This window comes from Kitasatospora sp. NPDC052868, from assembly GCF_044547105.1.
In the GTDB taxonomy this organism is placed as follows: Bacteria; Actinomycetota; Actinomycetes; order Streptomycetales; family Streptomycetaceae; genus Kitasatospora.
Window position 1 is genome coordinate 126,766 of record NZ_JBITZW010000001.1, and the last position, 15,087, is coordinate 141,852.

The 15,087-nt window shown below is 73.2% G+C and carries 15 protein-coding genes and 1 tRNA gene; 7 read left to right on the forward strand and 9 right to left on the reverse strand.

The features are described from left to right. Positions 1 to 27 precede the first annotated feature (27 nt). Entirely contained in the window at positions 28 to 876 is an 849-nt protein-coding gene (locus ACIGZJ_RS00575; RefSeq protein ID WP_396455244.1) for a trypsin-like serine peptidase, read from the reverse strand. 190 nt (positions 877 to 1,066) lie between these two features. Here ACIGZJ_RS00575 and ACIGZJ_RS00580 point away from each other — a divergent pair. Both ACIGZJ_RS00580 and ACIGZJ_RS00585 read left to right on the forward strand, forming a co-directional pair. Beyond that, positions 1,067 to 1,140: transfer RNA gene (locus ACIGZJ_RS00580), tRNA-Ile, on the forward strand. A 212-nt stretch (positions 1,141 to 1,352) separates the two neighbouring features. Continuing rightward, entirely contained in the window at positions 1,353 to 2,288 is a 936-nt protein-coding gene (locus ACIGZJ_RS00585; protein WP_396455245.1) for a 1-aminocyclopropane-1-carboxylate deaminase/D-cysteine desulfhydrase, read from the forward strand. A gap of 10 nt (positions 2,289 to 2,298) precedes the next feature. On the opposite strand, the gene ACIGZJ_RS00590 is transcribed toward ACIGZJ_RS00585, so the two are convergent. Further along, on the reverse strand, positions 2,299 to 3,867 hold the full coding sequence (locus ACIGZJ_RS00590) for an LCP family protein (RefSeq protein ID WP_396455246.1): 1,569 nt from the start codon (positions 3,865 to 3,867) through the stop codon (positions 2,299 to 2,301). A 198-nt stretch (positions 3,868 to 4,065) separates the two neighbouring features. Next, positions 4,066 to 4,530: a MarR family winged helix-turn-helix transcriptional regulator gene (locus ACIGZJ_RS00595; RefSeq protein ID WP_387939898.1), complete on the reverse strand. Its 465-nt coding sequence runs from the start codon at positions 4,528 to 4,530 to the stop codon at positions 4,066 to 4,068. A gap of 96 nt (positions 4,531 to 4,626) precedes the next feature. Between ACIGZJ_RS00595 and ACIGZJ_RS00600 the strand changes: the two genes are divergently transcribed. Both ACIGZJ_RS00600 and ACIGZJ_RS00605 read left to right on the forward strand, forming a co-directional pair. After that, on the forward strand, positions 4,627 to 5,649 hold the full coding sequence (locus tag ACIGZJ_RS00600; RefSeq protein WP_396455247.1) for an NADP-dependent oxidoreductase: 1,023 nt from the start codon (positions 4,627 to 4,629) through the stop codon (positions 5,647 to 5,649). A gap of 372 nt (positions 5,650 to 6,021) precedes the next feature. Next, complete coding sequence (locus ACIGZJ_RS00605; RefSeq protein WP_238740953.1) at positions 6,022 to 6,516, forward strand: DUF3145 domain-containing protein; 495 nt, start codon at positions 6,022 to 6,024, stop codon at positions 6,514 to 6,516. 66 nt (positions 6,517 to 6,582) lie between these two features. Here ACIGZJ_RS00605 and fabF read toward each other — a convergent pair whose 3' ends face one another. From fabF to ACIGZJ_RS00630, 5 genes are all read right to left on the reverse strand, one after another. Then, a complete protein-coding gene (fabF, locus tag ACIGZJ_RS00610) occupies positions 6,583 to 7,848 on the reverse strand; it encodes a beta-ketoacyl-ACP synthase II (protein ID WP_396455248.1) in 1,266 nt (421 codons plus the stop codon). 139 nt (positions 7,849 to 7,987) lie between these two features. Then, complete coding sequence (locus tag ACIGZJ_RS00615) at positions 7,988 to 8,230, reverse strand: acyl carrier protein (protein WP_387939906.1); 243 nt, start codon at positions 8,228 to 8,230, stop codon at positions 7,988 to 7,990. Between the two features lie 81 nt (positions 8,231 to 8,311). Further along, entirely contained in the window at positions 8,312 to 9,343 is a 1,032-nt protein-coding gene (locus ACIGZJ_RS00620) for a beta-ketoacyl-ACP synthase III (protein ID WP_392927221.1), read from the reverse strand. Continuing rightward, entirely contained in the window at positions 9,340 to 10,290 is a 951-nt protein-coding gene (locus tag ACIGZJ_RS00625) for an ACP S-malonyltransferase (RefSeq protein ID WP_396455249.1), read from the reverse strand. The genes ACIGZJ_RS00620 and ACIGZJ_RS00625 overlap by 4 nt, the downstream gene beginning before the upstream one ends. A 90-nt stretch (positions 10,291 to 10,380) precedes the next feature. After that, a complete protein-coding gene (locus tag ACIGZJ_RS00630; RefSeq protein ID WP_392928288.1) occupies positions 10,381 to 11,577 on the reverse strand; it encodes a PucR family transcriptional regulator in 1,197 nt (398 codons plus the stop codon). A gap of 207 nt (positions 11,578 to 11,784) precedes the next feature. Between ACIGZJ_RS00630 and ACIGZJ_RS00635 the strand changes: the two genes are divergently transcribed. Continuing rightward, positions 11,785 to 12,561 (forward strand): pirin family protein, encoded by a 777-nt coding sequence (locus tag ACIGZJ_RS00635; protein WP_396455250.1) that lies wholly within the window; start codon positions 11,785 to 11,787, stop codon positions 12,559 to 12,561. Between the two features lie 52 nt (positions 12,562 to 12,613). On the opposite strand, the gene ACIGZJ_RS00640 is transcribed toward ACIGZJ_RS00635, so the two are convergent. Beyond that, on the reverse strand, positions 12,614 to 13,447 hold the full coding sequence (locus ACIGZJ_RS00640; protein ID WP_396455251.1) for a serine hydrolase domain-containing protein: 834 nt from the start codon (positions 13,445 to 13,447) through the stop codon (positions 12,614 to 12,616). A gap of 121 nt (positions 13,448 to 13,568) precedes the next feature. On the opposite strand from ACIGZJ_RS00640, the gene ACIGZJ_RS00645 reads away from it, so the two are divergent. Together ACIGZJ_RS00645 and ACIGZJ_RS00650 are read left to right on the forward strand one after the other, a co-directional pair. Further along, positions 13,569 to 14,060, forward strand: a complete 492-nt coding sequence (locus tag ACIGZJ_RS00645) for a MerR family transcriptional regulator (RefSeq protein ID WP_396455252.1) — start codon at positions 13,569 to 13,571, stop codon at positions 14,058 to 14,060. Further along, on the forward strand, positions 14,057 to 15,070 hold the full coding sequence (locus ACIGZJ_RS00650; protein ID WP_396455253.1) for an aldo/keto reductase: 1,014 nt from the start codon (positions 14,057 to 14,059) through the stop codon (positions 15,068 to 15,070). The genes ACIGZJ_RS00645 and ACIGZJ_RS00650 overlap by 4 nt, the downstream gene beginning before the upstream one ends. Positions 15,071 to 15,087 lie beyond the last annotated feature (17 nt).

Consider the following 15,087-nt stretch of genomic DNA (forward strand, 5'->3'; position numbering starts at 1 on the left):
CGCCCGGTGGCGCCACCCCCGGCCCGGTCAGCCCGTGGCCCGGTCGTAGAGGGCCTGGACGCGGTCCCCGAAGTAGCTGCTGTACGAGGTGTCGGGGCTGTCCCCGCCCTCCTGGTAGCCGCCGATCACGCCGACCACGGTGCCGGTCCTGGAGGCCGGGTCGAAGTCGGTCACCCAGGGGCTGCCGCTGGTGCCGCCGGTGTAGTCCGGGCAGTCGATCCGCAGCTGGGTCGGGCTCTGCTCGGTGGTGGTGTTGCTGCAGGTGATCGGCACGTCGCTGGTGCCGGGGTAGCCGGTGATCTTCACCGGCAGCCGGAAGCCGCGGTTGACGCCCAGCCGGTTCGCGCCGAGCACCTGCTGCACCTGCTGCCCGTTCTGCGCCTGGACGACCGCGAAGGCGACGTCCACGTCCGGGTCGGCGCCGTCCTTCCAGGCCTGGTCGACGGTGACGGCCAGCAGCGGCCAGACGCCGCTCGGGGCGTCGCCGTCCCGGTAGCCGGGCACGAACACCAGGTCGCCGCGCTGACCGAGCTTCGGGTCCCAGACGCAGTGCGCGGCGGTGACGATCAGGTTGAGTCCGGCGCTGTCGACCACGCTGGCGGTGCAGAAGTGGTCGCCGTCCGCGTTGCGGGTGAAGACGGCGCCGACCAGTCCGTTGAGGACGCTGGGCTTGGCGGTGCGGGTGACGCCGGTGTGCCGGGCGGCGGCGCCGCGCAGCCGGTCCCGGCTCCAGCCGTGGCTGTCGGCGGCGGGTGGCGACGGCGGGTGCGAGCTCACCGTCGGGGTGCTGCCGCCGGGGCCCGCGGCGGTGGTGCAGCCCGCGGCCGCCAGGACCAGCAGGGCGGCGCCGACCGGGGCCAGCTCACGTACCGTCATCCGCCCAGGCTCCCGGCGCCCCTGGCCGCCCGCCAGCGGGCCTGCGCCGTCCGGGGAGGCGTGATGGCGGGCGCACCCGTGTGCGCCCCCGGCGCGCACCACGGCTGACCGACCGGCTATGCTGCCCGGGACGGCCTTTCGGGGCCGTCTGCTGCTGCCGCAACCGGGTGACCGGCGGGCACGGCGAACCGGGGCGGTAGCTCAGCCGGTTAGAGCAGGGGACTCATAATCCCTTGGTCGTGGGTTCGAGTCCCACCCGCCCCACCTCCGAACCAGACGGTTCGTCAGATAAAAAGGGCTTCTGGCCAGGGAAAATGCACCCCGGTCTGATCGAACTGTAGAGCACCGGGCCCGCTGGAGCCCGGCCGCCACGCCGAGAATCACCCACGAGTGGACATCCGTGGACACGGCGCAGAGGCGGGGCGGGCGCCGCCTCCCGGGGGAGCGAACCGGGCCGCGTTCCGTATCCTGACCCGATGCTCGAACCCGCCCTGTTGCCGACCCCGCTGACCGACTGCACCGACGAGGCCCTGGCGCGTACCGGGGTGGAGCTGCGGCTCAAGCGGGACGACCTGCTGCACCCGGGCGTGCCGGGGAACAAGTGGCGCAAGCTCGCCCCCAACCTGTCGGCGGCCGTCGAGCAGGGGCACACCCGGCTGCTGACCTTCGGCGGGGCGTACTCCACGCATCTGCGGGCGGTGGCCGTGGCGGCCCGGGCGCTCGGGCTGGAGAGTGTCGGGCTGGTCCGCGGCGAGGAGCTGGCCGGGGCCCCGCGCAACTGGTCGCTGCGGGCGGCCGAGGCGGCGGGGATGGAGCTGGCGTTCCTGTCGCGCTCGGCGTACCGGGAGGCGGCCGGCCGCGGGGCGCCCGGGAGCGCGGCCGAGGCGGAGCTGCAGCGCCGCTGGGGCCCGTGCATGGTGCTGCCGGAGGGCGGCTCCAACGCGCTCGCGGCGATCGGTGCGGCGCAGATCCCGGCGGAGCTGCCCGGCCTCGGCGAGCGGGACGTGGTCTGCTGCCCGGTCGGCACCGGCGGCACGCTCGCGGGCATCGCGGCCGGCCTGCCGCCGGGGGCACGGGCGCTCGGCGTGGCCGTGCTGCGCGGCGGCGAGGGCTATCTGGAGGGCGAGGTGACGCGGCTGCACCGGGCCGCGTACGGGCGCGAGTTCGACAACTGGCGGATCGACCACGACCACCACGGCGGCGGCTACGGCCGCGTCCCGGCCGGGCTGGCCGCCTTCGCGGAGGGCTTCGAGCAGCGGCACGGCGTCGCGCTGGAGCGGCGCTACGTCGCGAAGCTGCTCGCCGCCGTGCACGGCCTGGCCGCCGCCGGGGCCTTCCCGCCGGGGACCAGGCTGACCGCGGTCGTCACCGGCCTGCCGGACCCGCCGGACGAGGGGCCGGGGCGGCCGTAGCGCCCAGGGCCTAGCCGAAGGTGAGGTTGGCGCAGGGGTCGGTGTCGGCGTTGCGGGAGTTCTCGGCGATGCCGGTGGGGACGCCGGTCGGGGTCGGGGTGGCGCTCGCGCCGGGGGCGCCGCCGGGAGTGGGGACGCCGGGAGTGGGGACGCCGGGGGCGGGGACGCCGGGGGCGGCCGCTCCCGGGGCGGCGGCGAGGGAGTCGATGCCGGTGGAGGCGGACGGGTGGTAGTCCCGGCCGAGGGTGATGGTGACGTCCTCCGAGCCCGGCTCCTCGACCAGCCGCGCCTGCGGGAAGAGCGGCGCCAGCTGGTCGGCGACGGCCTTCAGTGCGGGGCCGTAGGCGATCTCGGTCCGCAGCCGCCCGCCGTCGACCGGGCCCAGGACGACGTTCTGGAAGCCCTTCGCCCGGATCGTCTCCGCGGCCTTGCCGGCCAGGCCGGAGGTGCCGACCCCGTTCACCACCACGACGGGCGCGGCGGCCTGCTCGGGCGTCAGCGCGGTGGGGGAGGGCGCGGCGGCGGTCGGCGTCTCGGAGGGGGCGGGGGCGCCGTCGGCCTGGCCGGTGCTCTGCCCGTCCAGGGTGCGGTCCTCCCGCAGCAGCCGCCACAGCGTGTCCACGTCGGGGTGGACCAGGGCGACCCGCTCGCCGGAGTAGCGCCAGGGCGTGGTGACGAAGGTGATGTCGGAGAGCTTGATGCTCTGCAGCGACTGGGCGAAGTCCACCAGCTTCAGCGCGGTGCCGAGGTTCTCGTCGACGGTGAGCGAGCGGGTGGCGGCGTCGGCCAGCGGGAGCAGGGTGGGCAGCGAGAAGCCGAGGCCCTGGATCTTCTTGATCATCGAGGAGAGGAAGGCCTGCTGGCGCTTCATCCGCCCGATGTCGGAGTTGTCGCCGAAGCCGTACCGGGCCCGCAGGTAGTCCACGGCCGGCTGGCCGGAGATCTTCTGCAGCCCCTTCTTGAGCCGGATGTTGTGCGAGTTGACGTCGTTGGGGACGCAGATGTCCACGCCGTTGATGGCCTCGGTCATCGCCGCGACGCCCTTGAAGTCGACCACGATGGTGTGGTCGATCCGCAGCCCGGTCAGCGCCTCGACGGTGTTCTGCGTGCAGGCCGGGTTGCCCTTGGGCAGCTCGCCTATGGTGAACGCCGAGTTGAACATCTGGTTCGACCGCGGCTCCGTCCACCGGCCGCTCGGCAGCTTGCAGGACGGGATGGTCACCAGGGTGTCCCGGGGTATGGAGACGCCGACGGCGTGCTTGTGGTCGGCGTAGATGTGCAGCACGATCGCGGTGTCCGAGTGGCCCACGCCCTCGTCACCGCCGCCGAGGTCGGCGTTGCCGTCGTCCCGGGTGTCCGAGCCGAGCAGCAGGACGTTGACCGGGACGGAGGCGCCGGGCGTGACCGGGACGGGCGCCGGCGGGCGGGTGGTGGCCACGCCGCCCGGGTCGAAGGTGGTGATGTTGCTGTCGAGCCGGTGGTAGAACCAGGCCCCGGCGCCCGTGACGGACAGCACCAGGACGGCGGCGAGCCCTACGGCGGTTCGTACGATGCGCCGCCTGCGCGAGCTGCTGCTCATCGTCCCCGGGCCCCCGTCTTCTCGTGTCGGTGCGTGCGGCGCCGACCTGGACAGGCCGGTGCCGAGTTACTCGAACGTTAGACGTTTCGGGGAAGTGTTCGGTTACATCCGATGGCCGACGAATATGGCCCGGATCAGGCATTCCGGCTGTGATGCTGCTCACGCCGGCGCCTCGGGGTGCCCGAATCGGGCGCCTGGTCAGGCCCCCGGGCCGGAGGCGCCGGACAGCATCCGCCGCAGCAGGTCCCGCAGGGCGGTGCGCTCCTCGGCGTCGAGGGCGGCCAGCGGCTCACGGGCGAAGTTGAGCGACTCGCGCAGCTCCTCGGAGGCGGCCGCGCCGGTGTCGGTGGCGGCGACCAGCTTCACCCGGCGGTCCTGCCGGTCGGCCTCGCGGGTCACGAAGCCGCGCGACTCCAGGCGGTCGACTATCCCGGTGATGTTGGACGGCTCGCAGCTCAGCGTCTGCGCGATGTGGCGCATCGGCATCGGCCCGCGCCGCAGCAGGGCGAGCACCTTGGCCTGCGCGCCGGTGAGCGAGCGGGCGGCTGCGGCCTCCTCGTACTCGCGGTGGAAGAGCCCGACCAGATTGGCCATGAGGTCGACGACCTCGCGGGTGATCTCGTCGGATTGCGGCGTGGCGGCCCCGGTCGGCTGGGTGTCCATGCCTCACAGTCTACCTGAACATTTGACAACATGAACCTTTCATGTCCATCGTTACTTCAGTAAGTCAACCTTTCATGCAAGCAGGGAGTACCACCCATGGCAGACCAGGCAGCGCCCGCGACCGCCCGCGAATGGCACCTCGCCGCCCGCCCGCAGGGCTGGCCCGCCCCCGCCGACTTCGCGCTGGTCGAGGCGCCGGTCCGCACCCCCGGCCCGGGCGAGATCCTGGTCCGCAACGCCTACCTCTCGGTCGACCCGTACATGCGCGGCCGGATGAACGACGTGAAGTCCTACGTCCCGCCGTTCCAGCTCGGCGAGCCGATGGACGGCGGCGCCGTCGGCTACGTGGTCGCCTCCGCGGCCGAGGGCTTCGCCCCGGGCGACGCGGTGCTGCACGGGCTCGGCTGGCGCGAGTACGCCACCGTGGACGCCGGGCGCGCGGTGAAGGTCGACCCGTCCGTGCCGCTGTCCGCCTACCTCGGCGTGCTCGGCATGACCGGCCTGACCGCCTACGCCGGCCTGCTGGCCGTCGCCGGTCTCAAGGAGGGCGACCGGGTCTTCGTCTCCGGCGCGGCCGGCGCGGTCGGCTCGATGGTCGGCCAGATCGCCCGGCTCAAGGGCGCGGCACTGGTCGTCGGTTCGGCCGGCAGCCCGGAGAAGGTCGCCAAGCTGGTCGACGAGTACGGCTTCGACGCGGCCTTCAACTACAAGGACGCCCCGGTCGCCGAGCAGCTCGCCAAGGCCGCCCCGGACGGCATCGACGTGTACTTCGACAACGTCGGCGGCGACCACCTGGAGGCCGCGATCGGCGCGCTCACCCCGCACGGCCGGGCCGTGCTGTGCGGCGCGATCGCCCAGTACAACGAGACCTCCGCCCCGGTGGCCCCGCGCAACCTGGCGCTGGTGATCGGCAAGCGGCTGCGCCTGGAGGGCATGCTGGTGGGCGACCACGCCGCCCTGCAGCCGCAGTTCGTCGCCGAGGTCGGCGGCTGGCTGCAGAGCGGCGCGCTGCGCAACGAGGAGACCGTGGTGGACGGCTTCGAGCACACCGCGCAGGCCTTCCTGGACCTGCTGCGGGGCGTCAACACCGGCAAGATGGTCGTTCGCCTCGACGGCTGACGCCGCGTCAGGACCCCTTGGCCGGGGCCGCTCGACCGCCCCGCCGCCCCACCCGGGCGTGCGGGGCGGTTTGCGTACCGGGCGCTGGGGGTTCGGTCGCACTACCGCATTCCGGCCGGATCCGAAAGTGCGTCATCCGCGGTGCGGGGAGGCGCGGTACGGTGGTTGCGCCGCCTATGGGGCCGTTCGGGGGAGAGATCCCACCGAGGGGTGGACCTCGTTGAGGATTCGACTAGCATTGAGCGAAAGCCTGTCCGTTTTGCTCAATTTAGTGGCTTAATGTCGGCTAACGTGGGTAACTGTGGATCAACTACAGGCACTGACACGAGGCAGCTGGGGAAGGCGACCCTCGTCCACAGCCTGGAGGTCCCGGTGACGACACGTGGAGTCCTGTACGTCCACTCCGCGCCCCGCGCGCTGTGCCCGCACGTCGAGTGGGCCGTCGCGGGAGTGCTCGGTGTGCGGGTGAGCCTGGACTGGATCCGCCAGCCGGCCGCACCCGGACACTGGCGCGCCGAGCTCTCCTGGCAGGGTGAGCCCGGTACGGCCTCGAAGCTCGCCTCCGCGCTGCGCGGCTGGCAGCTGATGCGCTACGAGGTCACCAGCGAGCCCTGCGCCACGGCGGAGGGCGAGCGGTACAGCAGCACGCCCACACTCGGCATCTTCCATGCCGTCACGGGCATCCACGGGGACATCCTGATCCCCGAGGACCGGCTGCGCGCCGTCCTGCTGCGCGCCCGCAGCGAGGGCGCCGACCTGGAGGCGGAGATCTCCCGGCTGCTCGGCAAGCCCTGGGACGACGAACTGGAGCCGTTCCGCTACGCCGGGGAGGGTGCCCCGGTGCGCTGGCTGCACCAGGTGGTCTGAGACCGGACGTACGACGAAGGGGCCGGCCGCTCGGTACGAGCGGCCGGCCCCTTCGCGCGGGTTCGGTCAGAGGCTGCGGAAGGCCAGCACCACGTTGTGGCCGCCGAAGCCGAACGAGTTGTTCAGTGCCGCGATCCGGCCCTCGGGCAGCGGACGGGCCACGTCGCGCACGATGTCCGCGTCCACGTCGTCGTCCAGCTCCTCGACGTTGATGGTCGGCGGGGCGAGCCGGTGGTGCAGCGCCAGCACGGTGGCGACGGTCTCGATGCCGCCGGCGCCGCCCAGCAGGTGGCCGGTCATCGACTTGGTCGCCGAGATGGCGATGTGGTCCAGGTCGTCGCCCAGCTCCTTGCGGAGCGCCTTCAGCTCGGCGGTGTCGCCCTGCGGGGTCGAGGTGGCGTGCGCGTTGACGTGCACGATCTCGGCCTTGGACAGGTCGTTGCGCTCGAAGAGGTCGGCGAGCGCCCGCGCCACGCCGGCGCCGGTGGGCTCGGGCTGGGCGATGTGGTGGGCGTCCGAGGACAGGCCCTGGCCCACGGCCTCGCAGTAGATCCGGGCGCCGCGCGCCTCGGCGTGCTCGATCGACTCCAGGACGACGATGCCGGCGCCCTCGCCCAGCACGAAGCCGTCCCGGCCCTTGTCGTACGGGCGGGAGGCGCGCTGCGGCTCGTCGTTGTTCTTGGACATCGCCATCATGTTGGCGAAGGCGGCGATCGGCAGCGGGTGCATCGCGGCCTCGGTGCCGCCGGCCACCACGACGTCGGCGCGGCCGGTGCGGATCATCTCGATCGCGTAGCCGATCGCCTCGGCGCCGGAGGCACAGGCGGAGACAGGGGTGTGCACACCCGCGCGGGCGCCGACCTCCAGGCCGACGTTGGCCGCCGGGGAGTTGGGCATCAGCATCGGGACGGTGTGCGGGGAGACCTTGCGGGCGCCCTTCTCCCGCAGGATGTCGTACTGGTCGAGCAGGGTGCCCACACCGCCGATGCCGGAGGCGACCACGGCGCCCAGGCGCTCGGGGGCGAGCTTGGAGGAGTTGTCGGTGGCCGGGGTCTCGTACCCGGCGTCGGCCCAGGCCTCGCGGGCGGCGATCAGCGCGAACTGCGCCGAGCGGTCCAGCCGGCGCGCCAGCGGGCGGGGGAGGATCTCGCCCGGCTCGATCGCGACGCGCGCGCCGATCCGGACAGGCAGATCGGCGGCCCACTCGTCGGTCAGCGGAGCCACTCCCGAGTGCCCGGCAACCAGGTTCTCCCAGGTGGTGGCGGCATCGCCGCCCAGCGGCGTGAAGGCGCCGATACCCGTGACGACCACGGTACGGTTTTCAGCGGTCACTGGATCTTCTTCTCTCACGTGTGCGGTTCGGCGGCGAGCCGGGGGTGGGACCCGGCCGGGGCGCCCGGTGGGGCGCCCCGACCGGAAGGTCGGCGGGCACGGGGCCTACCGACGGTCAGGCATCGAGCTGGTTGATCGCTCAGGCGTTGGCGAGGATGTAGTCCACCGCGTCGCCGACGGTCTTGAGGTTCTTGACCTCGTCGTCCGGGATCTTCACGTCGAAGCGCTCCTCGGCGGCCACGACGACCTCGACCATGGAGAGCGAGTCGACGTCCAGGTCGTCGGTGAAGGACTTGTCGACCTCGACGTCCTCGGCCGGGATGCCGGCGATCTCGTTGACGATCTCAGCGAGACCTTCCAGGACCTCGTCCTTGGTAGCCATACTGGCTGCTCCTCTTCGGTGTTGAATGCGGCCGCCCGGCGGACGGACGCAGGCTTGTGGATGGGATGGGGCGAAACGCGCCTAGGGGAGCGTAACGACTGCCGCCGCGTAGACCAGACCCGCCCCGAACCCGATGATCAGCGCGAGGTCGCCACTTCGGGCCTCGCCGCTCTCCAGCATGCGCTCCATCGCCAGCGGGATGGAGGCCGCGGACGTGTTCCCCGTCTCGGTGATGTCGCGGGCGACCGGCACCGAGTCGGGCAGCTGAAGCTTCTTGATCATGGCATCGGTGATGCGCATGTTCGCCTGGTGGGGGATGAACGCGCCGAGCTGGTCGGCGGTGACCCCGGCGGCGTCCAGCGCCTGCTGGGCCACCTTGGCCATCTCCCAGACGGCCCAGCGGAAGACCGCCTGGCCCTCCATCCGCAGGGCCGGCCACCTGGTCTCCGCGCCGACGCCGTTGACGGCGTCCTCCTTCGCGAAGGCGGTGTCCCAGGCCTCGGTCTGCGAGATGACGTCCTTCTGGGAGCCGTCCGAGCCCCAGACGACCTTGCCGATGCCGGGCGTGTCGGACGGGCCGACGATCGCGGCGCCGGCGCCGTCGCCGAAGATGAAGGCGGTCGAGCGGTCCGACTGGTCGGTGAGGTCGCTGAGCCGCTCGACACCGATCACCAGGACGTACCCGGCGCTGCCGCCGCGGACCATGCCGTCGGCCAGGCTCAGACCGTAGCCGAAGCCGGCGCAGGCGGCCGAGATGTCGAAGGCCGGGGCGGTGCCGCAGCCGAGCCGCTCGGCGATCTCGGTGGCGATGGCCGGGGTCTGCTTGAGGTGCGAGACGGTCGCGACGATGACGCCGCCGATCTGGTCCGGGGTGATCCCGGCCTGGGCGATCGCCTTGCCGGCGGCCTGCACCGACATCTCGGCGACGCTCTCCTCCGGACCGGCCCAGCGGCGCTCGGCGATGCCGCTGCGGGTGCGGATCCACTCGTCCGAGGAGTCGATCCAGTTCAGCACCTCGGCGTTCGGGATCACCCGGACCGGACGGTAGCCGCCGACGCCGTGGATGCGCGAGTAGCGGGCGCCGGTGACGGGCTTGATCTGGGGCACACTCATGCCTTGGTCTCCTGATCCTTACCGCCGTGCTCCGCGACGATCGCGCGGGCCTTGTCCAGATCGGCGGGGGTCTTGAGGGCAAGCGTCGCCACACCCTTGAGGTTGCGCTTGACCAGTCCGGTGAGGGTGCCCGCGGGAGCGAGCTCGATGACGGCGGTCGCACCCAGCTGCTGGAGGGTCTCCATGCAGAGGTCCCAGCGGACCGGGTTGGACACCTGGGACACGAGGCGGTCGAGCACCTCGCCGCCGGTGGCCACGACCTCGCCGTCCCGGTTGGAGACGTACGCGACCTTCGGGTCCGCGACCGGCAGGGTCGGGGCCAGCTTGGCCAGCCGCTCGACGCCCGGGGCCATGTGGTCGGTGTGGAACGCGCCGGCGACCTTGAGCGCGATCATCCGCGCACCGGCCGGCGGGTCGGCCTTGAGGGCCTCCAGCTGGGCCAGCGTGCCGGCCGCCACGATCTGGCCGCCGCCGTTGTTGTTGGCCGCGGTCAGGCCGTGTTCGGCGAGCTTGGCGGCCACGACCTCCGGCTCGCCGCCGAGGACGGCGATCATGCCGGTCTCGGTGGCGGCGGCGGCCTCGGCCATCGCCAGGCTGCGCTCACGAACGAACGTCAGGGCGTCATGGGCGGTGAGCACCCCGGCGCCGGCGGCGGCGGTGATCTCGCCGACGCTGTGGCCGGCCACGGCGCCGACCAGCTCACGGGCGCGGTCCTCGTCGGGGAAGAGCGCGCGGGCGGTGACCAGTCCGGCCGCGACCAGCAGCGGCTGGGCGACGGCGGTGTCCTTGATGTCCTCGGCGGACGCCTCGGTACCGGCGTGCACCAGGTCGAGCCCGGCGACCTCCGACCAGCCGCGAAGCCGGTCGGCGACACCGTCGAGCTCCAGCCAGGGGCTGAGGAAACCGGGGGTCTGGGCACCCTGTCCAGGGGCGACGATTACGAGCACGGTTCAACCCTCTCTCGCCAGGCGCCCGGGGGCGGGTAGGCGACGGTAACGAAGAAAAGCATCGGGGATTGTAAGTTCCCTACAGCCTGGTCAGTTCTGCTCCCCGGTCGCCGCGAGTCGGCCCAGCGCCAGTGCGATACGCAGGGTGAACGCCGAACGCACGTCCGAAGGAGCGTAGCCCGTGACGTCTGTCACACGTCGGAGCCGGTAGCGCACAGTGTTGGGGTGGACGAAGAGCATTCTGGCAGCGCCCTCCAGGGAGGAGGCCTGCTCCAGATAGACACTCAAGGTCTCCAGGAGTGCCGAGCCTGCTTCGTCCAGCGGTGTGTAGATCTCCTCCACCAGCTGGCGGCGGGCCGCCTGGTCCCCGGCGAGCGCGCGCTCGGGCAGCAGATCGTCGGCCAGCACCGGGCGCGGCGCGTCCGGCCAGGCCGCGCAGGCCCGCAGGCCCGCGGCCGCGGCGTGCGCCGAGCGGGTCGCCGACAGCAGGTCGGGCACGGTCGGGCCGACCACGACCGGGCCGGGCGCGAACTGGCCGATCAGCGCGCGGGCCGCGTGCACCGGCTCCTTGTCGCCGCCGACCACCACCACCAGGCGCTTGCCCAGCACCCCGGTCAGGACGTGCAGCTTGGCGTACCGGGCGGCTCGGCGGATCGCCTCCACCACCAGCTCGCTGTCCCCGTCCGGGGCGCTGCCCATCACCACCCGCACCTGGCTCGGCTGGCCCCAGCCGAGCGCCGCGGCCCGGGACAGCACGCCCTCGTCGGCGTCGCCGGAGAGCAGCGAGTTGACGACCAGGGCCTCCAGCCGGGCGTCCCAGGCGCCGCGCGCCTCGGCCGCCTGCGCGTACACCTGGGCGGTCGCGAAGGCGATCTCCCGGGCGTACACCAGGACGGACTCGCGCATGTCCGCCTCGTCGCCGGGGGCGGCCACCTCCTCGATGGCCTCCTCCATCACCTCGATCGTGGTGCGGATCAGCTCGACGGTCTGGCGCAGGGTGATGGCCCTGGTCAGCTCGCGCGGGGCGGTGCCGAAGACATCGGTGGAGATCGCCTGCGGGGCGTCCGGGTGGCGGTACCACTCGGTGAAGGCGGCGATACCGGCCTGGGCGACCAGACCGATCCAGGAGCGGTGCTCCGGCGGCATCCGCCGGTACCAGCCGAGCTGGTCGTCCATCCGCGAGATCGCGGCCGTGGCCAGCTTGCCCGAGGACTTCTCCAGCCGCTTCAGGGTGGCGGCCCGGCGCTCGGCCCGGTCGGCCGCGAGTCTGCGCTCCTGCGCCGTCAGCCGTGGCGCCGCGCGCCCCGGCCGGTCTCGCCCGGCCCCGGGCGTCAGGCTCTTCCCGGCCTTGTCGGGCTGGGCGGTGGGATCGCTCTTGGAGTTCGCGGAGGCGGCTGGCACAAGGACAAGACTGCCTCACCGGAGTGACTGCTCGTGCACACCCCCCGGTTAAGGAGGCGCGGTGGCCGTGGTCGCACCCGCTACCGTGGGCCCGTGACCGACGCCCCCGCCCGCCCCCGCGCCGACCTGCGCCGTGCCGCCGAGCGCTACCTCTCCACCCCGGACGAGGGCATCGAGACCAGACACGCGTTCTCCTTCTCGGGCCACTACGACCCGAGGAACACCCACTTCGGCGCACTGCTCGCCTGCAACGAGGAACTGCTCGCGCCCGGTGCGGGGTTCGCCGAGCACAAGCACCGCGACACCGAGATCCTCACCTGGGTGCTGGAGGGCGCGCTCGCCCACCGCGACTCGCAGGGCCACAGCGGCGTGGTCCGGCCCGGGATGCTCCAGCACCTGAGTGCGGGCTCCGGGGTCACCCACACCGAGCGCAACGTCGGCGGCGCCGACGGACCGGTGCGCTTCGTCCAGATGTGGCTCCAGCCGGACGTGTTCGACGCGGCCCCCGGGTACGGGCTGCGCCGGGTGGAGCGGGCCGCCGACGGATTGACGCTGCTCGCCTCCGGCCTGGCCCGGGACGCCGGGACGGACGCCCTGCGGCTGCGGCGCGGCGACGCCGCGCTCTGGCTGGCCACCGCGGGCCCCTGGCAGCCGCTGCCCCAACCGCCCGCCGCGGCCTGGCGGTACGCGCACCTGACGGCCGGTTCGCTCGGCTACCGCACCGTCCCGGGCCCGCAGGGCGGCGGCCGATCGATGGTGCCCGGGGACAGCGTGCGGATCACCGGCGCCGCCTTCGCCGACCCGACGGCCGGCGAGGCGGGCGCCGAGCTGCTGGTCTGGGAGATGCACTCGCCGGTCTCGTACGGCTGAGCCACCGGGCGGGGGCCCAGCCGTACCAGGAGCCCAGCCGTACCGGGTGGCCTCAGCGGCGCAGTTCGGCCAGCACGGCGTCGGTGAGCACGGGCCAGACCTCGGCCGCCCACGGGCCGAAGTCCCGGTCGGTGAGCGCGACGCAGGCCGCGCCCGCCTCCGGGTCGACCCAGAGGAAGGTGCCGGACTGGCCGAAGTGGCCGAAGGTCGCGGGCGAGCTGGTGGTACCCGTCCAGTGCGGCGCCTTGCCGTCGCGGATCTCGAAGCCGAGGCCCCAGTCGTTCGGCCGGCGGTGGCCGAAGCCGGGCAGTACGCCGCTGGTCCCGGGGAAGGCCACCTCGCGGGTGGCGGCGCGCAGGGTGGACGGGTCCAGCAGCTTGGGCGACTGCAGCTCGGCCGCGAACAGCGCGAGGTCCGCCGCCGTGGACAGGCCGCCGGCCCCGGCCGGGGACTTGTGCGCGGTGTTGATCAGCGTCGAGCGCATACCCAGCGGCTCGAACACCGCCTCGGCGGCGTACCGGCCGAACTCGATGCCGGAGGCCTGCGCCAGGGCCTGCGCCAGCACGTCGAACCCGGCGTTGGAGTACAGCCGGCGGTTGCCCGGCTCGGCCATCACCCGGTGCTCGTCGAAGGCCAGCCCCGAGGTGTGCGCCAGCAGGTGCCGGACGGTCGAACCCGCGGGCCCGGCCGGGGAGTCCAGCTCGAACACGCCCTCCTCCACGGCGACCAGCACGGCGTAGGAGGTGAGCAGCTTGGTCACCGACGCCAGCGGGAAGAGGTGCTGCTGGGGCCCGTGCCCGCCCAGCACCGCGCCGTCCGCACCCCGTACGACGGCCACCGCGGCGTTCGGCACCGGCCAGTTCTCGATCATCCGCAAGCTCTCCATGGGCCCGACTCTAACCGGGGGCCGGAGCCGGGTGCCGGGAGTACCCGCGTGGGAGGCTTGCTTGGAGTGCGCTCTAACTCATTAGCGTCGTGGACACCGCTCACCACAGGGGGTTTGGAAGATGGCAACGCTCGCGTCGATCAAGGTGGATCTGCGGACCTGCGACCAGGTCTTCCACACGCCGACCGGCGAACCGGACCGGACCCCGCGGCACGGCATCAGCGAGGTCGCGGAGGCCAGCGGACTGACCGCCCACACGCTGCGCTGGTACGAGCGGATCGGCCTGCTCGACCCGGTCGACCGCTCCGCGTCCGGCCGGCGCCGCTACTGCGACGCCGACCTGCACCGGCTGGCCTTCCTGGGCCGGCTGCGGCTGACCGGCATGTCGGTGGCCGACATGCTCCGGTACGTCGAACTGGCCCGCAGCGGTGAGCAGACCCTCGAGGACCGGCGCGACCTGCTGGTCGCCCACCGCGAGGAGGTCCGGCAGCGGATCGCCGACCTCCACGCGACCCTCGCCGTCATCGACTACAAGATCGATCTCTACGCCGGGAAGATCGCCGACAGCGGCGCACCGGCGGACCGCCCGCAGAGGAAGAAGCAGAGCGCATGAACCTCCCCGTCCTTCCCACCGCGCAGCTCGGCACCGACGGCCCGACCGTGGGCGTCCAGGGCCTCGGCTGCATGGGCATGAGCGAGTTCTACGGCCCGACCGACACCGCCGAGGCCCTCGCCACCCTGGACGCCGCCCTGGAGGCGGGCGTCACCCTCTTCGACACCGCCGACCAGTACGGCGAAGGGCGCAACGAGGAGCTGATCGGCCCGTTCGTCCGGGCCAACCGCGACCGGGTGGTGCTGGCCACCAAGTTCGGCGTCGAGCGCAAGGCGGACGACCCGCTGTACCGGGCCGTCCGCAACGAGCCGGCGTACATCCGGACCGCGGTGGACGCCTCGCTGCGCCGGCTCGGCGTGGACGTGATCGACCTCTACTACATGCACCGCCGCAACCCGGCCGTGCCGATCGCCGAGTCGGTCGGCGCGATGGCCGAGCTGGTGGCGGCCGGCAAGGTGCGCCACCTCGGGCTCTCCGAGGTGACCGGGGCCGAGCTGCGCGAGGCGCACGCGGTGCACCCGATCGCCGCCCTGCAGTCCGAGTGGTCGGTCTTCGCCCGGGACGTCGAGCGCTCGGCGGTGCAGGCCGCCGCCGAGCTGGGCGTCGCCTTCGTGCCCTACTCGCCGCTCGGGCGGGGCTTCCTGACCGGGTCCTTCGCCGCCGCCGAGGAGTTGCCGGCGGACGACGTGCGACGCACCCAGCCCCGGTTCAACGGTGCGAACGCGGCGGCCAACCTGGCGCTGGTCGAGCCGATCCGGGAGATCGCGGCGGCGCGCGGGGTCACCACCGCCCAGGTGGCGCTCGCCTGGGTGCACCAGCGCGCGGAGGTGCACGGGCTGGCGGTCATCCCGATCCCGGGCACCCGCCGGCGCGCCCGGCTGGCCGAGAACACCGCGGCCGCCGTGCTGCGGCTGACCGCCGAGGAGCTGGCGGTGCTGGAGCCGGTCGCCGGCCAGGTGGCCGGCGACCGCTACCCGGACATGGCCTTCACCTCGGTCGGCCGCGAGTAACGCCGGGTGCGGGCGGC